At 64.0% G+C, this 22,344-nt stretch carries 20 protein-coding genes, 1 tRNA gene and 1 pseudogene; 4 read left to right on the top strand and 18 right to left on the bottom strand.

The window, feature by feature from the left end:
- Positions 1-2: 2 nt before the first annotated feature.
- A complete protein-coding gene (locus tag R3355_RS17580) occupies positions 3-1,919 on the top strand; it encodes a diguanylate cyclase domain-containing protein (protein WP_413243532.1) in 1,917 nt (638 codons plus the stop codon).
- Between the two features lie 18 nt (positions 1,920-1,937).
- Here R3355_RS17580 and alr read toward each other — a convergent pair whose 3' ends face one another.
- The 6 genes from alr to R3355_RS17550 all read right to left on the bottom strand — a co-directional run bounded on the left by alr (position 1,938) and on the right by R3355_RS17550 (position 7,866).
- On the bottom strand, positions 1,938-3,017 hold the full coding sequence (gene alr, locus R3355_RS17575; protein WP_318962366.1) for an alanine racemase: 1,080 nt from the start codon (positions 3,015-3,017) through the stop codon (positions 1,938-1,940).
- 121 nt (positions 3,018-3,138) lie between these two features.
- Entirely contained in the window at positions 3,139-3,555 is a 417-nt protein-coding gene (locus tag R3355_RS17570) for a globin family protein (protein ID WP_318962365.1), read from the bottom strand.
- A gap of 26 nt (positions 3,556-3,581) precedes the next feature.
- Positions 3,582-3,917: a c-type cytochrome gene (locus R3355_RS17565; protein ID WP_318962364.1), complete on the bottom strand. Its 336-nt coding sequence runs from the start codon at positions 3,915-3,917 to the stop codon at positions 3,582-3,584.
- Positions 3,898-4,473 (bottom strand): DUF3365 domain-containing protein, encoded by a 576-nt coding sequence (locus R3355_RS17560; protein ID WP_318962363.1) that lies wholly within the window; start codon positions 4,471-4,473, stop codon positions 3,898-3,900. Before R3355_RS17560 ends, R3355_RS17565 begins: the two co-directional genes overlap by 20 nt.
- Positions 4,474-4,524: 51 nt before the next feature.
- A complete protein-coding gene (locus R3355_RS17555; RefSeq protein WP_318962361.1) occupies positions 4,525-5,853 on the bottom strand; it encodes a cytochrome c3 family protein in 1,329 nt (442 codons plus the stop codon).
- Positions 5,854-5,862: 9 nt separating this feature from the next.
- The gene (locus R3355_RS17550; protein WP_318962360.1) at positions 5,863-7,866 is read right to left on the bottom strand and encodes an FAD-dependent oxidoreductase; all 2,004 of its coding nucleotides are present in this window, start codon (positions 7,864-7,866) and stop codon (positions 5,863-5,865) included.
- 627 nt (positions 7,867-8,493) lie between these two features.
- Here R3355_RS17550 and R3355_RS17545 point away from each other — a divergent pair.
- Complete coding sequence (locus tag R3355_RS17545; RefSeq protein WP_318962359.1) at positions 8,494-8,859, top strand: VOC family protein; 366 nt, start codon at positions 8,494-8,496, stop codon at positions 8,857-8,859.
- A gap of 58 nt (positions 8,860-8,917) precedes the next feature.
- On the top strand, positions 8,918-9,619 hold the full coding sequence (locus R3355_RS17540; RefSeq protein WP_318962358.1) for a YafY family protein: 702 nt from the start codon (positions 8,918-8,920) through the stop codon (positions 9,617-9,619).
- Positions 9,620-9,653: 34 nt separating this feature from the next.
- Here the strand turns inward: R3355_RS17540 and dnaB are convergent, their stop codons facing one another.
- From dnaB to rnr, 7 genes are all read right to left on the bottom strand, one after another.
- Complete coding sequence (gene dnaB / locus R3355_RS17535; RefSeq protein WP_318948333.1) at positions 9,654-11,048, bottom strand: replicative DNA helicase; 1,395 nt, start codon at positions 11,046-11,048, stop codon at positions 9,654-9,656.
- Positions 11,049-11,196: 148 nt separating this feature from the next.
- The gene (gene rplI, locus R3355_RS17530) at positions 11,197-11,646 is read right to left on the bottom strand and encodes a 50S ribosomal protein L9 (RefSeq protein ID WP_305256633.1); all 450 of its coding nucleotides are present in this window, start codon (positions 11,644-11,646) and stop codon (positions 11,197-11,199) included.
- A gap of 21 nt (positions 11,647-11,667) precedes the next feature.
- Complete coding sequence (locus tag R3355_RS17525; protein WP_318962357.1) at positions 11,668-12,561, bottom strand: hypothetical protein; 894 nt, start codon at positions 12,559-12,561, stop codon at positions 11,668-11,670.
- A 36-nt stretch (positions 12,562-12,597) separates the two neighbouring features.
- Positions 12,598-12,828, bottom strand: coding sequence for a 30S ribosomal protein S18 (rpsR, locus tag R3355_RS17520; protein WP_069519637.1), 231 nt, complete (start codon positions 12,826-12,828; stop codon positions 12,598-12,600).
- Positions 12,829-12,856: 28 nt separating this feature from the next.
- Positions 12,857-13,312, bottom strand: coding sequence for a 30S ribosomal protein S6 (rpsF, locus tag R3355_RS17515; RefSeq protein ID WP_318948322.1), 456 nt, complete (start codon positions 13,310-13,312; stop codon positions 12,857-12,859).
- A gap of 294 nt (positions 13,313-13,606) precedes the next feature.
- A complete protein-coding gene (gene rlmB, locus R3355_RS17510; RefSeq protein ID WP_318948320.1) occupies positions 13,607-14,359 on the bottom strand; it encodes a 23S rRNA (guanosine(2251)-2'-O)-methyltransferase RlmB in 753 nt (250 codons plus the stop codon).
- Positions 14,356-16,902 carry a ribonuclease R gene (rnr, locus tag R3355_RS17505; protein WP_318962356.1) on the bottom strand — a complete coding sequence of 849 codons (2,547 nt, stop codon included), beginning with the start codon at positions 16,900-16,902 and terminating at the stop codon, positions 14,356-14,358. The genes rlmB and rnr overlap by 4 nt, the downstream gene beginning before the upstream one ends.
- A 215-nt stretch (positions 16,903-17,117) precedes the next feature.
- On the opposite strand from rnr, the gene R3355_RS17500 reads away from it, so the two are divergent.
- Positions 17,118-17,204: transfer RNA gene (locus tag R3355_RS17500), tRNA-Leu, on the top strand.
- 172 nt (positions 17,205-17,376) lie between these two features.
- On the opposite strand, the gene R3355_RS24425 is transcribed toward R3355_RS17500, so the two are convergent.
- From R3355_RS24425 to R3355_RS17480, 5 genes and pseudogenes are all read right to left on the bottom strand, one after another.
- Positions 17,377-18,261, bottom strand: coding sequence for a methyl-accepting chemotaxis protein (locus R3355_RS24425; RefSeq protein WP_413243534.1), 885 nt, complete (start codon positions 18,259-18,261; stop codon positions 17,377-17,379).
- Positions 18,235-18,495, bottom strand: a pseudogene (locus R3355_RS24420) (HAMP domain-containing protein); the annotation flags it as partial. The pseudogene R3355_RS24420 and the gene R3355_RS24425, both read right to left, overlap by 27 nt.
- Positions 18,496-19,441: 946 nt before the next feature.
- Complete coding sequence (locus tag R3355_RS17490; RefSeq protein WP_318948316.1) at positions 19,442-20,737, bottom strand: adenylosuccinate synthase; 1,296 nt, start codon at positions 20,735-20,737, stop codon at positions 19,442-19,444.
- 140 nt (positions 20,738-20,877) lie between these two features.
- Entirely contained in the window at positions 20,878-22,065 is a 1,188-nt protein-coding gene (locus tag R3355_RS17485; protein ID WP_318962353.1) for an ATP phosphoribosyltransferase regulatory subunit, read from the bottom strand.
- A gap of 37 nt (positions 22,066-22,102) precedes the next feature.
- On the bottom strand, positions 22,103-22,288 hold the full coding sequence (locus R3355_RS17480; RefSeq protein ID WP_318962445.1) for a DUF2065 domain-containing protein: 186 nt from the start codon (positions 22,286-22,288) through the stop codon (positions 22,103-22,105).
- Positions 22,289-22,344: the final 56 nt, after the last annotated feature.

The raw sequence follows: 22,344 nt of genomic DNA, 5'->3' as shown, positions 1-22,344 counted from the left end.
GGGTGCATGCAGTGCAGCGGATAGTCTCCTCACTTATTCTACTGTTGAGCCTGAGCTGCCTGCCCGGCGGGGCCGGTGCGGCGCCCATCCTGCTCGATGGCGCCAGCAGCGGCATGCTGTTGAATGAACAAATCGAGCTACTGGAGGATGTCGGCGCGCAATTGAGCATCGCCGACATGGCCGACCCGGCCGTGCAAAGCCGCTTTCAGCCGGCGAATGGCCGGGCCACCGTAGGCCAGAGCCGCCATCCCTGGTGGATCAAGGTCACCCTGCAGCACGGCCAGGACAGCCCCCGGCAGTGGTGGCTGGAAAACGCCGGCATCACCATTTTCGACCTGCAACTCTACCTGCCCGACGGCCAGGGCGGCTGGCACGCCCGTGCAACGGGCACGGCAGTGCCCTACGCCGAGGGCCGCGACTACGCCTATAGGCGCATGGTCTTCAAGCTGCCCGAGCTGGGCGAAGAACCCCTGACCCTGTACTTCCGCAGCCTCGATCCCGCCGGCAACTCCTTCCCGCTGACCATCTGGCAGCTCGGCGACCTCGAACAACTGGCCAGCAACGAAAATATCGGCTTCGGCCTGATCTACGGGATGATCCTGGCGCTGCTGCTGTACAACCTGTTTATCCTCATCGCCCTGCGCGACAAGGCCTATCTCTGGTACGTGCTGGCCACCGCCTGCGTACTGGTGTTCATCCTCAGCATGACCGGCCACGGCTTCCAGTACCTGTGGCCCGACAACGGAGTGCCCTTCTGGCTGGACCGCATCACCCTGCCCTCGCTCTGGGGCATTTTCGTCATGCGTTTCACCCAGGAGCTGCTCTACACCAAACGCGGCTTGATCTGGCCGCATCGCCTGCTGAGTACCGGCTGCGTGCTCTATGTCATCGCCATCGCAATCAACGCCTTCGGCTATCGCGCCGAAGGTGCCCTGCTGATCGCCCTGACCCCGCTGGTCACGGTGCCAACCGCCCTGTTCAGTGCCGGCGTGCGCTGCTACCAGGGCTTCTTCCCGGCGCGCTTCTACCTGCTCGGCTACGGTGCCGTCCTCAGCAGTACAGTGGTACTGGTGATGCGCGCGGCCGGGCTGATCGAGCCGTACAACTTCACCGCCTACCTGTTCCCGTTGTCGGTCGCCGCAGAAACCATCCTGTTTTCCTTTGCCCTGGCCTACCGCATCCAGATCCTCAAGCAAGAGAAGGCCGAAGCGGTAAGACAAGCCGATCGCGAGAAATCTGCGCGCCTGTCGCTGGCCCAGAGCAACGCCGACGAACTGCAACGCGCGGTGGCACAACGCACTGCCGAATTGGCGGCGACCAACCAGCGGTTGCTGCAACGCGAACTGGAGCTGCAACACGCCGCCTTCCACGATCCGCTGACCGAACTGCCGAACCGCCGCTATCTGGTCGAACGCACCGAAACCGCCCTGGCCAACGCCGAGCGCCACGGCGAAAGCGTGGCCTTGATGCTGATCGACCTCGACCATTTCAAGCCGATCAACGACCGCTTCGGCCATGATGCCGGTGACCTGATGCTGCAAGTGGTCGCCAAGCGCCTGCGCGAGCATGTGCGCAGCGGCGATACAGTGGCCCGCCTGGGCGGCGATGAATTCGCCGTGCTGATCTGCGGCGACGAGGCCGAACGGCACGCCCGCGAGATCGCCACGCGCCTGCTCGCCGAACTGGCCCAACCGGTCCTCTATGGCGCCGAACGGCTGCTGGTGACCATCAGCATCGGCGTGGCCCTTTACCCGCAACACGCCAGTCACTTCGCCAGCCTTTACAAGGCGGCCGACGAGGCGCTGTACAAGGTAAAGGCCCGCGGCCGTTCGGGCTCATCGGTCTGCGGCGAAGACGGCGAACTGAGCAGCAGTGCACGCCTGCAACTGGATGTAATCAAGGTCACCAGCGGGCTCTGAACGCCCGCCCGCGCGGACTCAGGCGTTGCAATAACGCCGCGGCACGCGCGGGGTGACCTTGCTCAACAGCTCATAGCCGATGGTACCGGCCGCCCGTGCGACTTCGTCCACCGGCAACTGCGCGCCCCACAGCTGCACTTCGTCACCCATCCGGGCGGCGGGCAGATCGCTCAGGTCAACCGCCAGCATATCCATCGACACCCGCCCGACCAGCGGCACACGCTGCCCACGCACCAGCAACGGCGTGCCACTCGGCGCGTGGCGCGGATAACCATCGGCGTAACCGCAACTCACCGTCCCTATGCGCGACGGCCGCTCGGCTCGCCAACTACAGCCATAACCGACGCTTTCGCCCACTGCCACATCGCGGCAGGCAATCAGCTGGGCTGTCAGGGTCATGGCCGGCACAAGGCCCAGCTCGGCGGCACCCAACTCGGCAAAAGGACTCGCGCCGTAGAGCATGATGCCCGGGCGCAACCAATCCATGTGCGCCGCCGGAATGGTCAGAATGGCGGCCGAGTTGGCCAGCGAACGCTGGGCGAAGTCCAGGTCGAGCACATCGAGAAATGCCTCGAGCTGCTGCTCGGTCACTTCATGGCCACGCTCATCGGCGCAGGCGAAATGGCTTATCAGGTTCACTTCGGCGACTTGCGCCGCGCCCTGCAAACGGCTGTGACAGGCCCGAAGCGCCGCCTCGTCGAGGCCCAGGCGGTGCATGCCGCTGTCCATCTTCAGCCAGGTATTCAACGGCCGACTGAGGCTGGTGCCGAGCAACTGCGCGAGCTGCTGCTCGTTGTGCAGCACCAGGTCCAGGCCGAGTTGCGCAGCCAACTGGTATTCGGCCGCCTCGAAGCAACCTTCGAGCAACAGGATGCGCGCCTCGCCATGCAGCGCGCGCACTTCGGCGGCTTCCTCCAGGCAGGCCACGGCAAAACCATCGGCCTGGTCAGACAGCGCCGTCACCACCTCGCGCACGCCATGCCCATAGGCATTCGCCTTGACCACCGCAAAGGCCTGCCGGCCCGGCGCGCAGCGCTTGGCAACGGCATAGTTATGGCGGATGGCGGCGAGATCGATGGTGGCGATTAGGGGGCGCATGGATCAGCTCTGCGGCGAAGAAGGGGCGATCATCTTAAACGTCGCCCTGCAAGCTGCAAGCGCCGGACGCACAGGAAGGCTGCGCGCATAACCGGGGCGCCGGGCGGCGCCCCGGCGGCTCTCAAGCGGTGGCCTTGTTCGCCGCCTCGATCATGGTGTTGGCCATCAGCCCATACGCGGTGGTCCAGGCCTGCTCCACTTCCTCGGTAAAGGCATCGCCCAGCCCCTGGCCAAGAGTTTTCAGCAGGGCCGCGCCGACGGTGGCGTAGTGGCTGTCTTCCACGCCATAGTCGACATGGCCTGCGCCGAGGCGCTGCAGTACCGGCACCAGCGCGTCCAGCTCGTTCAGCTTGCCCACGGCCACGCCGATCATCTGCATCAGCTTCTTGCCCTGGACCAGCATGTCGCCCTTGAACAAAGGCTTGAGGCCTGGGTCGGCGGTGAACAGGTTGTGGTAGAACAGCGCCGCGGCTTCGTCGGCAATCGGCGCCACCTGGGCGAAGCTGCCTTGTACCAGCTCTATCTGTTTCGGGGTCATCTTCTCGTTCCTCATCAAAGTGTCGGTTATTGGCTTTGCGAGACCATGTACTTCACCGCGGCGGCCACCTGCGGGTCGCTCAGCGCGGCGTTACCACCGCGCGCCGGCATGCTGCCCTCGGCGCCGTCGAAGCCGTTCAGCGCATGGCCGATCAGCACCTCCAGGCCCTGCTCGATGCGCGGCGCCCAGGCCTTGCGATTGCCCTTGGCCGGTGCACCGCCGAGGCCGTTGAGGTGGCAGACCTGGCAGGTGCCCTGCCATATTTGCTGGCCGAGTTTCAGCTCGGCCTGCTCCGGGCTCTCACCGCAGCCGGTCAGCAGCAGGCTGCCGGCCAGCCCCGCACTAGCCGCCCAGCGGAACACGGATCACCACCCCGCCCAACACGTCGCCGAGCTTGAAGTCGGTACGCGGGCTGTCCTTGTGTTCGTTGTGGCAGGAGGCGCACACCGGCGCCACGGCGGCGTCGGGGTAGACGGCGGTGAAGTAGCTCTGCTCGCCGAGTTTTTCCTCGGTGTAGTAGTTCTGCCCCGGGTTATCGATGATGAATTGCAGGCCGATCTTCTCGGCCTCGGTGCGCGGCGCGTTCTGTTTGTTGATCGGCCACAGCGACTGCAGCGAGTAGCTGAAGGCGTCGGTCTTGGCCGCCACCGCTTCGGCGCCGAAGCGGAACATCTGCGCCGGCAACGGCAGGGCCTTGTCGTCGATAAAGTGCTCGCTGGGCTTGATCACGCCCTCGTCCTTCAGGCGATTGACCACCTGCTTGGTGTAGACGGCGCGGTCGGATTCCATCACCAGGTGCAGCATGTCGGTGAGCTGCTGCGGGCTGAAACCGGTCGGTTTGCTCTCCTGGCAGCCGCTGAGGGTCAGCAGGCCCGCGGTAACGGCGACGGCGAGCAAGGGTCGTAGAGTCGTGTGCATGGGTTTCTCCTGATCGGGCTTTTTTGGGTTGGCAGAGGTCAGCGGTGCTACTTATCGCCGGGCACGCTCCAGCGCCATGTCCACGCTGGGGACATGTTGCGCAGGCGCGCCTCGGAAGTTGTTCTGCAGCAGCTGCGGGTCGGCCAGGGCATCGAGGGCGAAAGGCAGCCCGTGACAGTCGAGGCAAACGCCGCGCAGGATCTTTTCATTGGGCCGCAGGTTGGCGTTCTGGTTGTGCTGCACCAGGCGGCGCTCCTGGCCGTGCACCTCGGCGGTCTCGCGCGGCAGGTGGCAACTGGCGCAACTCACCCCGCTGCCCGCCGGCAGCTCGCCGCGCTGTTCGGCTTGCCAGAGCTGCTGGTGCGGCGAGCCCTGGTACGCCAGCGAGTGCTGGTCGGCGTGGCAGCCGAGGCAGGCCTCGACGGCCGCCACCACCCGCTCGGCTTTGTGCGCGCCATGGCAGCTGGTGCAACTCAGCTCATGCCCGGCGCTCTTGGCGGTAAACGCCAGCAAGCCCAGCTCCGGGCGCATCGGCGGCAGCTTGACCGGCAGCTGGGGGTTCAGGCGCATGCCGTGCTTGCCGGCGAAAAAGCCCCGGGCCTCACCGGCATGGCAGCCCTGACAGGTTGCCAGCGCCGGCTTGGCTTGCCAGGCGACGCCCTGGGGCTGGTGGCAGCCGCTGCAATTGACCCCGGCCTCGGCATGGCCGCTGGCCAGCCAGTCGGCGACCGCTGCGGCATTCAGCTGCTCACTCGGGGCGTCGGGTTGCGGCACCTCGGCCGGCTTCTGCCAATCCGGATGCTTATCCGCCAACGGCGCTGGCGCGGCGATGCGGGCGATTTCTAGCAGCAGCGGCTGGTCGGCGCCCTTGACCAGGAAGTCTTCATAGAGCGCGCGATTGTCGTGGTAATTGTGGCAACCGGCGCTGGCGCAGGTATCGAAGGCCATGCCCTGGTGGCTGGGGCGCTCCTCGGCGATATCGGCATGGCAGTGCACGCAGAAGTCGTCGGGCTGGGTCACCGCCATCGGCCGGGTGCGCTCGGGCGCATGCTCGACGTGACAGGCCAGGCAGTAACGCGCATCAAGATGGGCCAGGCGGTCGGCGTTGCGCGGGTCGCTGAACTTGCTTTGCGGATGGGCGTCGCGGGCGGCCTTGAGTTCGTCGCCGTGACAATTGACGCAGGCCTGCTGCAACACCTCGCCGCCGCCCATTGGGCTGACATGGCAGGCACCGCAAGCCTGTTCCAGCTGATGATGGCCGGCCGACAGCGGCCCCGGATTGAAGGCCTGTAGATCCTCGCCGGCGTACAAGCGATAGCCGTACCAGCCGGCCACAGCCAGCAAGGTCGACAACCAAAGCGCCCAGATTGCGTACTTCATTGCCCGTCCTTAAAAGTAATAAACCGACAGCACATGCACGGCGAGCAGCGCCGGCCAGGGCCAGACCGCGACAATGTGGCCCCACAGCAACAGCTGCCGGCCGCGCCGCGCCAAGGCCGGCGGCAACTTGTGCTCGAGCGCGAGCAAGGTGGACGCCAGACCGCCGACGGCGAGCAGCAACAGGAAATCGGCGAGCAGCCAGCGATTGAGGTTCTGCCCGCCGTCCAGCCCGGTGTGCAGCACTAGCAGCGCCAGCGCCAGCACGCCGAGGGTCACATGCAGCAGGCGCCAGCTGGCGAAGGCGCCGAGGGGCAACTTCGGCAGGCGTTTGCGCAGCGACATCAGCAGGCCGAGCAGGGCCAGACCGAGCAGCGAGAAGCCGCTGACCTGGCGCCAGAAGCCGTCCTGCCACAGCCAGCTGAGCCCCGCCTGCAGCACCGAAGTCGGCGCGGCCAGGGCCGACGATTGGCTAAAGGCCAGCGCCGCGGCCACGGTCAGGCCGCCGCCCAGCGCCAGGCCAGCGGCACCGCGTTCGGCCTGGCGTGGCGCGCTATCGCCCAGGAGGTTGTGCAGCAAGGGCTTGCAGCCGCCGCAAACGGTGCCGGCGCCGCATTGCCGGCCCAGCTCGGGCAGATCCGTAGCACCGTTGGCGATACAGGCGCTGAGTTGGCCGCGCTGAACACCCATGCACTGGCAGACGAGGGTGTTCGCCGGCCACTGCGCGACCTGCTCGCTGGCCGCCGGCCACAAGCGGCCCTCGCGGCGAAAGCGCCAGAGCATCAACGGTCCGATGCGCCGCCCCTGCTGCAAGGCGTCCAGCCAGCGCCGGCTTTCCGCACACTCGCCCACCGCCAGGGCGCCGAGCAGGCGGCCACGGTGCACCAGCAACTTGCGGTAACCGCCCTGCTGCGCATCGCTGTAGCTGTACTCGCGCTGGCGGATGCGTCCCAGCGGCTCGACCACCTCGCCGGCGCTGAACACCGGCAAGCCGGAGACCTTGAGCTGAGTGGCCTGCAACGAGCCACGGTAATACGCCACCTCGCCAGTCAGCCGGGCGGCCAACACCGCGGCCTGTTCGAAGCCCGGCGCGACCAGGCCGTAGGTCAGGCCACGGTGCTCGGCGCATTCGCCAATGGCATGGATGTCGGCGTGGGAAGTCAGCAGTTCATCGTCGACCACGACGCCGTGGCCGACCCGTAGTTGCGCCGCCAGCGCCAGTTCGACGTTGGGCCGAATACCGGTGGCCAGCAGCACCGTATCGCAGGCCAGTTCGCTGCCGTCGCGCAGGCGCACACCGCTGACCCGCCCGGCACCCAGCACTGCGCCCAGACCGGCACCGAGCAACACCTCGATACCCAGGTCGCGCACCTGGCGCAGCAACAGCTCGGCAGCGGGCTCATCCAGTTGCCGATTCATCAGGCGTGGCGCCTGCTGCACCAGAGTCACCTGGGTATTGCCGCGCTGCATCGCCCGCGCCGCTTCCAGGCCGAGCAGGCCACCGCCGACCACCACGCAGTGGCGACTGCGCGCGGTGCGGGCGAGCAAGGCGACGGTATCGCCCAGGTCGCGAAAGACGAAGACCCCGGCCAGATCGACCCCGGCCACCTCGGGGATATGCGCCCGCGAGCCGGTGGCGAGAATCAAGCGGGAATAGTGGAAGCGCCGGCCCTGGGCGTCTTCCAGGTATTTGCTGGCAGGCTCGATATGGCTGACCCGACAACCCAGATGACTACTCAACTGGCCTGGCAGGCCCGGGGTGGTGATGCCCTCCAGGTCGACCTCGCCGGCCAGTAAGGCGCTCAGGCGCACCCGGTCATAGGGCGCCCAGGGCTCGTCGCCGAACAGCAGAACCTGGCCGGGATAGCCACGGCGCAGCAATTCCTGGGCACAGCGCACGCCCACCGGGCCGGCGCCGACGATGATCAAGGGCGCAACGGCGGGCGACGGCACGGCCACCGGCGGCGCAACGGCGGATACAGCGGATGAGATGGCGGTGACACGATCGAGCAGCATCTGCTTCCTCCTCCGCGCACCGCCTGTGCGGCGGGCGCGGGGTTGAGCCGAAAAAAAACGCCGTGGCCAGGGCGCAGGCGAACTTGCCTGCACCGGTCACGACGTCTTTGTCTGTCAACCCTGCACCGCCATTGGCACAGTCGTTGTGTTGCCAGCGCAATTGCAAGCTTTGCGCCAGCACTCCCATAGCCAGCATCAAGTCGTTGAATTACTTGATTTTAGCTCCTTAAAATCGGCCACCTCGCGGCGCCCCTTCCGGCCACCTTCGACCCGCCGCAGGGCACGCCGCCACATCCTGGGGCAGCGCAGTCCGGGAATGTCATATCAGCCGCCTACAGGCTACTGACAGCAGGTTGTCAGTAGCCCTGGCCTAGAGTGGGCTGCGCAGGCCAAAGCGCGCCATCGACGGCGTTAGGAGCCTGTCGGACTTAACACTGTTCTACTGCGGAAAAGCCGGATTTGGGCATTTTTGCTGCTTTCCCTCGTTAAATAGCCAGCTATTCGCCTCGGAAAAGCACCCAAACTGCCTCAAACCGAGATGTCGGACCACGGCCTTTCCCTCGCTACGAACGGTCAAGCCCGACAGGCTCCTAGCCTGCTGACATCCCCCATTCCAAGGAGAGAAAAATGAATGCGATCAACTGGTTCGAACTGTTCGTCAGCGACTTCGAGCGCGCCCGGCGCTTCTATGAGCAGGCCCTGGCAACCCCGTTGGAGACGATGGATGGTATGGGTGGGCGCATGGCCCTGTTTCCCTGCAACCCGGACAGCGGCGTCGGCGGCTGCCTGAGCGAGACGCCCGAACAGCAAAGCGGCATCGGTGGCACCCGGGTCTACCTGAATGTCGAAGGGCAGTTGGCGGCCGTGGTGAACCGGGTTCCAGCGGCGGGCGGCGTGATCATTCAGGGCAAGATGTCCATCGCTCCCCATGGTTTCATCGCTGTGATAAAAGACAGCGAAGGCAATGAGGTGGGCCTGCACAGCATGTCCTGAACCCGCCACCCCGGGCGAGCAAGCGCTCGCCCGACCACCGCGACCACCAAGAGGACGCATGAGACGCGCCGACCGCCTGTTCCAGATCGTCCAGTTCCTGCGCAGCCGCCGGCTGACCACCGCCCAGTGGCTGGCCGAACGCCTGCAGGTCTCGGTGCGCACCATCTACCGCGATATCCAGGACCTGTCCCTCTCCGGCGTACCACTGGAGGGTGAGGCCGGGGTCGGCTACGTGCTGCGCCAGCCCATGGACTTGCCGCCGCTGATGTTCGAACGCGAGGAGATCGAAGCCCTGCTGACCGGCGCACGCATGGTCAAGGCCTGGGCCGACCCCGCCCTGCAACGGGCCGCCGACTCGGCGCTGGCGAAGATCCACGGCGTATTGCCGCAGGCCCTGCGCGATGAACTCAACCGTAATCAGATGCTCGCCCCGGAAACCCGCCCACTGCCCTTGCACTGGCTCGGCGAGCTGCGCCAGGCCATCCGCCAGCGCCGTAAGCTACTAATCGGCTACCGCGACGAAAACGGCGAGAGCAGTCAGCGCCACATCCGCCCCTTGGGCCTGTTTTTCTGGGGACAGGTCTGGACCTTGTGCGGCTGGTGCGAATTGCGCGATGACTTTCGCAACTTCCGCGTCGACCGGGTGCAGACCCTGGACGACAGCGGCGAGACCTTCGCAACCGCAGCCGGCCAACGACTGGAGGACTACCTCGCGCGCCATATCTGCGCCGATCGGCTGGTCCCGACCTACAAGTCCTGAGAGGCGGTGAAAAACTCCCGCCGACTGCGGGCGCTTATTCGTCGTCGAACTGATAGCTGCCCGGCGCCAGGTTCTCGAAGCGCGAATACTTGCCGAGAAAGGCCAGCCGCGTGGTGCCGATAGGCCCGTTACGCTGCTTGCCGATGATGATCTCGGCCACACCCTTGAGCTCGGTCTCCGGGTGGTACACCTCGTCGCGGTAGACGAACATGATGATGTCGGCGTCCTGCTCGATCGCCCCGGACTCACGCAAGTCGGAGTTGATCGGGCGCTTGTTGGGCCGCTGCTCCAGGGAGCGGTTGAGCTGCGACAGGGCGATCACCGGGCAATTGAATTCCTTGGCCAGGGCCTTGAGCGAGCGGGAAATCTCGGAGATCTCGTTGACCCGGCTTTCGCTGCTGGAGCCCGGAATCTGCATCAACTGCAGGTAGTCGACCATGATCATGCCGATCTCGCCGTGCTCGCGGGCCAGACGCCGGGTGCGCGCACGCATCTCCGACGGCGAGATGCCGGCGGTGTCGTCGATGAACAGCTTGCGGTCGTTGAGCAGGTTGACCGCCGAGGTCAGGCGCGGCCAATCGTCGTCATCCAGACGGCCGGCACGCACCTTGGTCTGGTCGATGCGCCCCAGGGAGGCGAGCATCCGCATGACGATGGAATCCGACGGCATCTCCAGCGAATACACGACGATGGCCTTGTCGCTGCGCAACACGGCGTTTTCCACCAGGTTCATGGCAAAGGTGGTCTTACCCATGGACGGACGACCGGCGACGATGATCAGATCCGCCGGCTGCAAGCCGCTGGTCTGCGCATCCAGATCGTTGAAGCCGGTGGACAGGCCGGTGATCGCATCGCCCGAATTGAACAGGGTGTCGATACGGTCGATGGCCTTGACCAGGATGTCGTTGATGCCTACCGGGCCGCCGGTCTTCGGCCGCGCCTCGGCGATCTGGAAGATCAGCCGTTCGGCCTCGTCGAGAATCTCCTCGCCGGTGCGGCCCTGCGGCGAATAGGCACTGTCGGCGATCTCGCCGCTGATGCCGATCAGCTGACGCAGGGTGGCACGCTCGCGGATGATCTGCGCATAGGCCTTGATGTTGGCCACCGACGGAATGTTCTTCGCCAGTTCGCCCAGATAGGCCAGGCCGCCGACCTGGGACAGCTGCCCCTCCTTGTCCAGTTGCTCGGACACGGTGACCACGTCGAAGGGGTGGTTGCGCTCGGCCAGCTTGTAGATGGCGCGGAAGATCAGGCGGTGGTCGTGGCGATAGAAATCGCCATCGGACACCGCATCGAGCACCCGTTCCCAGGCGTTATTGTCCAGCATCAAGCCACCCAGCACGGCTTGCTCGGCCTCGATCGAGTGCGGCGGCACTTTCAAGGCGGAAGTTTGCAGGTCGTATTGCTCGGGAATGCTGATGTCGTTCATAGGGCTCTGGGCAAAAAAATCGGCTGCACTAAATATCGAGAGTTGAAAAACAAAGGGCACGGCATCGCTTGCGCAATGCCGTGCCCGATGTTAACGGGCTTGCGCCTAAGCGCAAGTCCGTTGAGCGGCTAGCTTCAGAGCGAGGCTCTTAGACTGCTGCAACCACAACGACGCGGACGGTCGCTTCAACGTCGGAGTGCAGGTGCACAGCCACGTCGTATTCGCCAATCTGGCGAATAGTACCGTTCGGCAGACGCACTTCAGCCTTGGCCACTTCCACGCCAGAGGCGGTCAGGGCATCAGCGATGTCGTGCGTACCGATGGAGCCGAACAGTTTGCCCTCATCACCCGCGGTAGCGGTGATGGTGACTTCCAGTTCAGCCAGCTGAGCGGCGCGAGTTTCAGCAGATGCTTTCTTATCGGCAGCCAGCTGTTCCAATTCGGCGCGACGCGCTTCAAACGCAGCCACGTTGGCAGCGGTTGCAGCGGTGGCTTTGCCGAATGGCAGCAGGAAGTTACGGCCGTAACCGGCCTTAACGTTCACTTTATCGCCCAGGTTGCCCAGGTTGGCGATTTTTTCCAGCAGGATCAGTTCCATTTGGTAATAACCTCTTAACTTTTAACCTTCACCGTTCGCGGGACCCGAGCCGTGCTTGCGCTCGAAGCGACCACGAAAATCAAACAGGCTGTCGACGATGGCCAAGACCACCAGTAACGGATAAGTCAGCTGCATGAACAACAGCAGCGTGATGTACAACCCGACCAGCCAGAACTTGGCCAGTCGCCCTTGCGCCACCAGCCCATGCAACAGGGCAACGGCGGCGAACACCAGCGGTACGCTGCACAGCGGAGTCAACATGGCCATCTGCGGCCCCAGATTGGGACCCAGTAGCATGCCGACCAGCAGCAACATCGCCGGTGCCAGCGGCAGTCGCAGCGCGCGAAACTCGCGCCCGAAACCGCCAGGGTTATACAACAGCGCCTGCCAGTAACGCCCAAGCATCAGGCTCAGCAGGCTGACAATCTGCAGCAAAGCCGCCAATAAACCGGTCAGCACCGGTGCAATCAGGCTCTCCAGGTGCGCTCGCTCGTCCACCGACATCTGCTGGTGAACCCCATCGAGCATCTGCGGCAGAAGCTTTTGCAGCTCACCTGCCATCGCCGCGATGGGTTCGCGGAACACCGCACCCAAAACCAACCCGTACACCAGGCCCACTGCCACGCTGCAAAGCAGCACACGATTCCAGGACAGACTGGCGCGCAACAACAACGCCAGCCCCAGTGCACCGAGCAACACCAACAGGGTGCGCGGTTCACCGAAATACCACCAGCCAATCGCCGGCAGCAGGGCCCAAACGAGGATGCCCAGGGCATCACTCAAACCGCGCCGCAGGAGCACCAGGCAACCTGCGGCAGCACTTAACCAGAACAGCAGCGGCAATGCCGCCGAAACAACCACCACGAGGATGGCCTGCACACGGCCGCGCATAATGAATTCAGCCAAGGCGCGCATGCGTTTTATCCCTTACTTCTTGTCGATCACCCGATCTCAGCGGCCGTGGCTGTCGGTGTAGGGCAGCAGGGCCAGGAAGCGGGCGCGCTTGATAGCGGTAGCCAGCTGACGCTGATAACGAGCCTTGGTACCGGTGATACGGCTAGGAACGATCTTGCCGGTTTCCGAGATGTAGGCTTTCAGGGTGTTGAGATCTTTGAAATCGATCTCCTTCACCTCTTCAGCGGTGAAACGGCAGAACTTACGACGACGGAAGAAACGTGCCATGTAATTGGCTCCTCAATAGATCCGTGGATTACTCGTCAGCGTTGTCGCTGGCGTCGCTGTTATCGCGGCGGCTATCGCTACGGTCGCTACGGTCGCTGTCATCGCCATCGGCGGAATCGGCACCTTCAGGACGGTCGCGGCGCTCACGGCGCTCACTGCGGTTTTCTTCGGCCTTGAGCATTTCGGACTGCTCGATAACAGCCTCGTCGCGACGGATGACCAGATTACGGATCACGGCATCGTTGTAACGGAAGTTGTCTTCCATTTCGGCCAGGGCCTTGCCGGTGCACTCGACGTTGAGCATCACGTAGTGTGCTTTGTGGACGTTGTTGATGGCGTAAGCCAGCTGACGACGACCCCAATCTTCCAGGCGGTGGATTTTACCGCCGTCTTCTTCGATCAGCTTGGTGTAACGCTCAACCATGCCGCCGACTTGCTCGCTCTGGTCCGGGTGAACCAGAAAGATGATTTCGTAATGACGCATAAATGCTCCTTACGGGTTGTAGCCTGCCGCCAAACGCGGTCAGGCAAGGAGTGAATATCACTGTGTGTCTTGCCGAAACAGAAGGGCGCACTAGCGCCTGCCGTCACGGCAAGGGCCGCCATTCTAGAGAAGCGCCCAGGCACAAGCAAGGTGGACTGGTGATTATTTGAGCAGTGCGAAGATGGGGGGAGCTTCGTCCACGCTGGGCTTCGCGAAGCGAAGCCAACGTGGCCCGGCCAACCTACGGCCTGGAGATCGGCTCGCACGGAGACCGGATCGCCAGCACGCTGGCTCCTACGGCTTGCTCTTGCTGCTGCGCTGACGCAAGGCTTCGAACAGACAGACCCCGGTCGCCACCGAGACATTCAGGCTGCTGACACTGCCGGCCATCGGCAGCTTGACCAGGTAATCGCAATGCTCACGGGTCAGCCGGCGCATACCCTTGCCCTCGGCGCCCATGACCAGCACGGTCGGCCCGGTCATGTCGTGCTGATACAGCTCCTGATCGGCCTCACCAGCCGTGCCGACCACCCACAGACCACGCTGCTGGAGCTTTTCCAGGCTGCGCGCCAGGTTGGTCACCGCCACCAGCGGAATCACTTCGGCGGCGCCACAGGCCACCTTGCGCACTGTGGCATTGAGCGTGGCGGACTTGTCCTTGGGCACTATCACCGCCAGCGCACCGGCCGCATCGGCGGTGCGCAGGCAGGCGCCGAGATTGTGCGGATCGGTCACCCCGTCCAGCACCAGCAACAGCGGCGGGCCTATGGCGCGATCGAGCAACTCCTCGAGCATCGCCTCGCCCCAGACCTGACTGGGGCTGACGTCAGCGACCACCCCCTGATGCACTCCCTCGACCCAGGCATCCATCTCGCGGCGCTCGCACTGGCCGACGGCAACCCGCGCATCAGCCGCCAAGGCCAACAGCGTTTGTACCCGCGGATCATTGCGCCCTTCCGCGAGCCATATCTGCTTGACCCGCTTGGGGTGATGACGCAGCAAGGCTTCCACGGTATGCACGCCGTAGATCTTTTCCAACTGACTCATGATTTCGCCTTACGCTTGCGCGGCGCGCCCCCCGCAGCCGGCGCCCCGCTCTTTGGCGGACCCTTGCGGTGCTTGGTGGATTTCGCATCCGCGCTCGCCGGCCTGGATGATTCGTTTTTAGCACCGCGCCCCTTGCCCTTGGACTCGGCCAGCAGCGCCTTTTTCACCTCGCGGCTTTTCGCCACATCGGCGTTGCCGGCAGCAGCCACTCGACCGTCCCGACGCCCGGTTTTACCCGCGGCCGATTCGAAGCCGCCACGCCGGTGCCCGACCGGCGCATCCACGACGCTCTGGGCCATTTCGAAGTCGATCTTGCGCTCGTCCAGATCGACCCGCATGACTTTGACCTCGACCGTGTCACCGAGGCGGAAGTTACGCCCACTGCGCTCCCCGGCCAGACGGTGATGAACGGGGTCGAAGTGGTAGTAATCGCCGGGCAACGCAGTGACATGCACCAGGCCTTCGACGTAGATATCGGTCAACTCGACGAACAGACCGAAACCGGTCACCGCGGTGATCACCCCGGGGAAGGTTTCGCCGACACGATCCTTCATGAACTCGCATTTGAGCCAGTTCACCACATCGCGGGTGGCCTCGTCGGCACGCCGCTCGGACATCGAGCACTGCTCGCCGAGCTGCTCGAGGATCGCTTCATCGTAAGGATAGATGCGTGCCTTGGGCATGCTCGCCGCGCCCGCGCGCTTGACGTGCGGGGTGTCGAGTTTGGAGCGGATCACGCTGCGAATCGCCCGATGGATCAGCAGATCCGGGTAACGGCGAATCGGCGAGGTGAAGTGGGCATAGGCTTCGTAATTCAGGCCGAAGTGGCCCTGATTGTCGGCGCTGTACACCGCCTGACTGAGCGACCTCAGCATCACGGTCTGAATCAGGTGGTAGTCGGGGCGACCACGAATGCTTTCCAGCAGCGCCTGGTAGTCCTTGGGCGTCGGACCGTCCTTGGATTTGCCGCGATGCAGGGACAGACCCAGCTCGGTGAGGAAGGCCTTGAGCTTTTCCACGCGCTCCGGCGGCGGACCATCGTGCACGCGATACAGCGCCGGGATTTCATGCTTCTGCATGAATGCGGCGGTGGCCACGTTGGCGGCCAGCATGCACTCTTCGATCAGCTTGTGTGCATCGTTGCGCTGGGTCGGGCGGATCTCGGCGATCTTGCGGTCGACACCGAAGACGATCCGCGTCTCCTGGGTCTCGAAATCGATGGCGCCACGCTCGTGACGCGCCGCCAGCAATACCTGATACAGCGAGTAGAGCTGTTTGAGGTGCGGCAGTACTTCCTTGTACTCACTGCGCAAGGCCTTGCCTTCGCTGCCTTTCGGCTCTTCGAGCATGGCACTGACCTTGTTGTAGGTCAGGCGCGCGTGGGAGTGGATCACCGCCTCGCAGAATTGGTAGTCGATCATCTTGCCGGTCTTGGAGATGCTCATCTCGCAGACCAGGGCCAAACGATCCACCTGCGGATTCAGCGAACAGAGGCCGTTGGACAGCTCCTCTGGCAGCATCGGGATCACCCGCTCGGGGAAATACACCGAGTTGCCACGCACCTGCGCCTCGGCATCCAGCGCCGAATCGACTTTCACATAATGGGAGACGTCGGCAATCGCCACGTACAGCTTCCAGCCGCCGGAGAACAGCCGCCAGTTACTGCCATTCTTCTCGCAATAGACCGCATCGTCGAAATCACGGGCATCTTCGCCATCGATGGTGACGAAGGGCAGGTGACGCAGGTCGATGCGCCTTTCCTTGTCCTTGTCTTCGACTTCCGGCTTGAGCTTGCGCGCTTCCTTGACCACCGCCTCGGGCCAGACATGCGGAATGTCATAGCTGCGCAGCGCGACATCGATTTCCATGCCGGGCGCCATGTAGTTGCCAACCACCTCCATCACGTCGCCCTGCGGCTGAAACCGCGGGGTCGGCCAATGGGTGATTTTCACCTCGACGAACTGGCCCTGCTTGGCTCCGGCATTGCGTCCCGGGGTAACCAGCACTTCCTGCTGGATCTTCGGGTTGTCGGCGACCACGAAACCGATGCCGCTCTCTTCGTAATAGCGGCCAACGATGGTTTCATGGGCACGGGTCAGTACTTCGACGATGCCGCCTTCGCGGCGCCCACGCCGATCCAGGCCGGTAACCCGGGCCAAGGCACGGTCGCCATCGAAGACCAGACGCATCTGCGCCGGGCTGAGGAACAGGTCATCGCTGCCGTCATCCGGAATCAGAAAGCCGAAACCGTCGCGGTGGCCGCTGACCCGACCGAGGATCAGGTCGAGCTTGTCCACCGGCGCATAGGTGCCACGACGGGTATAGATCAACTGGCCGTCGCGCTCCATGGCGCGCAGCCGACGACGCAATGCCTCGATCTGCTCTTCGGTGGTCAGGCCGAACTCGTCGAGCAACTGCTCACGGTTCGCCGGGGAACCACGCTCGGCGAGATGCTGCAGAATCAGCTCGCGACTCGGGATGGGGTTATCGTATTTTTCCGCTTCACGAGCGGCCTCAGGGTCGAGGGATTGCCAGTCGGCCATTAGAGAGAGTTCACCTTTTCTATATAAATTCGGTTTGCCATGTGCCTATTGAAGCGCGAAACCACTATCCGGGTCAGCACAGCAGGCAGAATAAAATTTTTTGATCACAGGGGTTTACAAGTAAAAAGTCGATCCGTATTATGCGCGCCACAACGACGGGAAACGAAGTTAACCGAGTTGTAGTTGATAGCAAACTAGCAATATTTGCAATCAATGCCCAGGTGGTGAAATTGGTAGACACGCCAGCTTCAGGTGCTGGTGACCTTACGGTCGTGGAAGTTCGAGTCTTCTCCTGGGCACCAATTCAAAAAACCGAGCCAAGTGCTCGGTTTTTTATTGCCTGCGATTTACTGCAGCGAAACGGCAATCGACCCAAAAACCCACCCCGTTTGGTTGCACAGCGCAGGCCGGGCCGCGCGACTGCAGACTGCGCGCCCCGGCCCAACCGACAAGAAACCTAGCCCAGACCCGCAGCTAGACGCGGAACTGCCCCAGGCTGGCCTTCAGTTGCTTGGCCAGACCATCCAGCACCCGCCCGCTGTCGGCCGTGGCAGCCACCGCCTCGGCCGCACGCTGGGCCTCGGCATGAATCACCTCGACCCGCCCACGCACCGCATCGGCACCCTGCGCCTGATGCGCCGCCGCCTGCGTCGCCGCATTGATGGCGCCATGCACCTCCTCCACCGCCGCCTGCACCGACTGTTGCACCTTGCCGCTTTCCAGCAGCGCAGCCAGCCCCTGATCCGCCTGCTGCCCGGCCTGCCCGATGGCGCCAACCGCCTCACGCGCACCTTTCTGCAAAGCGCCGATATGCGCCTTGATGTCGCCGGTCGACTGCTGGGTCTTGCTCGCCAGCGCACGCACCTCATCGGCGACCACGGCGAAACCACGACCACTCTCGCCTGCACGCGCCGCCTCGATGGCGGCATTCAAGGCCAGCAGGTTGGTCTGCTCGGCGATGCCATGGATCACCGTCAGCACCACTTCGATCTGCTCGCTCTGCCTGGCCAGACGCTCGATCACTGCCGCACCGTCGCCAACCCGCAGCACCAGGGTCTCCATCGCCCCACCGACCCGCGCCGCAATCGCCGCATTATCCTGGGTCGCCTGACGAATCGCCGCCACCCGGCGCAGCGCCTCTTGCATCGCCTGGCTTTCCGCCTGCGCCTCACCCGCCATCTGCGCCAAGGCCTGCAGACTGCCTGCCACCTCGTCGCGCTGGCGCTCGGCGGCAGCCTCGGCCGCCGCACTGCGCAACGCCAGACTGCCGATTTCCTGCCCAGTGAGCACCGCCACCTCGCCCGCCTCGCGTACGATGGGTTGCAACCTGGCGACAAACCGATTGACCGCGGCCGCCATCTCCCCCACCTCGTCACGACTGTCCAACTCGACCCGCCGGGTCAGATCTCCCTCACCCTCCGCCAAGTCCTGCAAGGCCGCGATCAGCAATCGCAGGCGACTCAACACCCGCCAGCCAAGCACCAGCGCCACCGCCAGCAATGCCAGCAAACCGACCACCAAGAGCCCGACGGCAATGCGCCAGCGCAAGCTCTCGGCAGCGGCCCTGACCGAACCCAGGCTACCCTGCGCCATACCCTCGGCCGCCTGCTGCGCCTCGGCCAGACGGCGCTGCAGTGCCTGGGTGCTGTCGCGCGCCGCGCCGACCAGACTGGCATCCACCAGTTCGCCCGCATCGTTCACCAGAGCGGAGAAACGTTGATCCAGCGATTGCAACTCCAGCTCCACCGCCGACCTGGACAGACCCAGCTGGACCTTGCCGATCTTCGCCCCCATGGGATTGATGTCCTTCTCGACCATGTACACCTGCGGATCTCGCCCTGCCGCCTCGACCAGCTTGTCCAGCGGGGTATCGCCCTGCCCCGCAGCGACCAGGGCCCGCACCCGCGCATCGCTGCGATTGAAATTGCGCGTCAGGCGCCGCCCCTCGGCGTCGTAATACACCGCAAACAAGACCGCCGGATCGCGCTGAACGATACGCGTGAATGCAGTCAGCGCTGGCGAATCGTCATCCCAGATGGCCTTGGGTGCGACACCAGCCAGCAACTGCGCCATGGCGCTGCCCGACTGCTTGAGATTCTCCTCGAGCACGCCGCGCAGCTGCCCCTGCTCGGCCTTGAGCCGCCCGGATAACGCCGCGGCGAGGCTCTCACGGGTATTGGCCGAGAGCGCAGCCAAGTTCTGCACCACCTCACGCTCGGCAGCGCCCAACTCACCGCCCAGACGCTGGCTATCGGCCTCCAGGCGCGTCGCCAGGTCGGCGACCAGATCATCGACAGTCGTGCGGGTCAACCACACGGCCAGGAATACCTGCACCAGCATGGCCACGCCCAGGGCAATGAATACCGGACGCAACAAACGGCTGTGCAGCAATGCGAACATGGCGGACACGACTCCACTCCTTTCCAAGTCAGAACAGCTTGTAACCAATGATCGGCCGCAAAACAAAAAGCTGAAGCCATCGCCGCAAAACGACAAAGGGCCGCCCATGGCGACCCTTTGCTGTACGGCTCACAAGCTCTCAGGCGAACGGGTGACGCAACACGATGGTCTCGTTGCGATCCGGGCCCGTGGAGATGATGTCGACAGGCGCACCAACCAGCTCTTCCACGCGCTTGATGTAGGCACGTGCACTGGCCGGCAGTTCGTCCAGGGTCTTGGCACCCAGGGTCGACTCGCTCCAGCCCGGCAGCTCTTCATATACCGGCTGCAGACCCAGGTAGCTGTCGGCATCGGTCGGCGCATCGACCAGCACCTCGCCGTACTGATCCTTGTAGCCGACGCAGATCCGAATGGTCTCGAGACCATCGAGCACATCGAGCTTGGTCAGACACAGACCGGAAATGCTGTTGATTTCGATCGCGCGACGCAGGATCACCGCATCGAACCAGCCGCAACGACGGGCACGACCGGTAGTGGAACCGAACTCATGACCGCGCTTGGCGAGAAAAGCACCGGTCTCATCGAACAGCTCAGTCGGGAACGGCCCCGCGCCAACGCGCGTGGTATAGGCCTTGGTGATGCCAAGGATGTAATCCAGGTACATCGGACCGAAACCCGAACCGGTGGCAATACCGCCGGCAGTGGTGTTGGAGCTGGTGACGTAGGGGTAGGTACCGTGGTCGATGTCCAGCAGCGAACCCTGGGCGCCCTCGAACATGATGTCCTTGGACTCGCGACGCATCTCGTGCAGCACGGCGGTCACATCGGCCATCATCGGCTTGAGCAGCTCGGCGTATTCCATGCACTCGTCCAGAGTCTTCTGGAAATCGACGGCCGGCTCCTTGTAATAGTTCTGCAGCACGAAGTTGTGGTAATCCAGCAGCTCGCCCAGCTTGGCGGCGAAACGCTCGCGGTGGAACAGGTCGCCAATACGCAGACCGCGACGCGCCACCTTGTCTTCGTAAGCCGGGCCGATGCCGCGACCGGTGGTACCGATCTTGAGATCGCCACGGGCCTTCTCGCGCGCCTGATCCAGGGCCACGTGATAGGGCAGGATCAGCGGGCAGGAAGGACTGATACGCAGCCGCTCGCGCACAGGCACGCCCTTTTCCTCCAGCTTGATGATTTCACGCATCAGTGCGTCGGGGGCGACCACCACCCCATTGCCGATCAGGCATTGGACATTCTCGCGCAGGATGCCCGAAGGGATCAGGTGCAAGACGGTTTTTTCGCCGTCGATCACCAGGGTATGACCGGCATTATGGCCACCCTGGTAGCGCACGACAGCTGCCGCCTGTTCGGTGAGCAGGTCGACGATCTTGCCCTTGCCCTCATCACCCCATTGGGTGCCCAGGACTACGACATTCTTACCCATAACACTTGTCCTCTTCGCGCAAGCTTGATGCCGACCTCAGCCGGCGGAAACAATTTGGGACGGCCGGTCGGGACGGCCAGTTTGGACGGCCTGTCCGGGCAACCCATTGACGGAAAGCAGCCCGCGGCCGACCAGTCAGCTCAACCGGCCAACGGCGTCACCTGCCAGCGGCCATCACTCAGCAATAATTGACGATCACAGCCCACCTCGTGCGCATCGGCCAACGCCTGTCCAGGCAGAGCCTGCACCACACGTTCGCCTTCACCACGCAGGCGCTGCACCGCACGCCACAGGTACAGATCATGATGATCCGGCGCCCAGATGCCCGCCGGCAGTTCACCGAGCGGCATCCGCCCGAGACTGACCAGGGTTTTCAGATCGGTGGAGAACCCCGTCGCCGGGCGCGCCCGACCGAAATCCGCGCCTATATCGTCATAGCGGCCGCCCTGGGCTATCGACTGACCGACACCTGGCACAAAGGCCGCAAACACTACACCGGTGTGATAGCGATAACCGCGCAACTCACCCAGATCGAAGTACAACGGCAACTCCGGATAACGCAGACTCAGCGCATCGGCAATCGCCAGCAAGTCATCCAGCGCAGCATGCACATCGTCCGGCGCCTCGACCAGGCAAGCCTGTGCCAGGTCCAGCACCTCACGACCGCCACAGAGTTCGGCCAGAGCCCGCAGCATCTTGCACGGCGCAGCCGGCAAGGCCTCGGTCAGCAGCACAATCTCATCCATGGCCTTGCGCTGCATCGCGTCGAACAGTTGCTGCTCGACCTCACCAGACAAACCGGCAGCACGCGCCAGGCCACGGTAGATACCGACATGACCGAGATCCATGTGAATGTCGGGCACCTGTGCCAGCTCCAGGGTATCCACCAGCAGGCTGATAACCTCCACATCACTGGCCGGACTGGCATCGCCATACAACTCGGCGCCCAACTGGATCGGGCTGCGCGAGGTGGTCAGCGCGCGCGGCTGAGCATGCACCACGCTGCCGGCATAGCACAGCCGGCTCGGCCCTTCGCGGCGCAGGGTGTGCGCATCGATTCGCGCCACTTGCGGCGTGATATCGGCACGAAAGCCCATCTGCCGACCCGACAACGGGTCGGTTACCTTGAAGGTGCGCAGATCCAGATCCCGGCCCGCGCCGGTCAGCAGCGATTCCAGGTATTCGATATGCGGCGTCACCACGAATTCATAGCCCCAGCGCTGGAACAGATCCAGCACCTGACGGCGCGCGACTTCAATGCGCGCCGCTTCCGGCGGCAGTACTTCTTCGATGCCATCTGGCAGTAGCCAGCGGTCTACCGTTGCCATTTCGCCATTCCCCTCTTGAACCGGGCGGCACAAGCCTTCAGTGAAGCAGATAAAGGAGAGCTGTACCCAGCAACATGCTGGTCAGCCCCATCAGTCGCAGTCGTCGATCCGACAGCCGTGCAAGCTGTGCGACTGCCCCACGCCAAAGGCGCGGATAAAGGAAGGGCAGGATGCCTTCCAGGACCAGCAAGAGACAAAACGCAATGCCCAATTCCTGCCACATGATACCCACAGACGCAAAAAAGCCGGGATTTTCCCGGCTGCCGCATGATACCACGT

It is taken from the genome of Pseudomonas sp. (assembly GCF_033723075.1).
In the GTDB taxonomy this organism is placed as follows: Bacteria; Pseudomonadota; Gammaproteobacteria; order Pseudomonadales; family Pseudomonadaceae; genus Aquipseudomonas.
The sequence above is the reverse complement of the archived record's forward strand: the minus strand, read 5'-3'. Positions and strand labels throughout refer to the sequence as shown.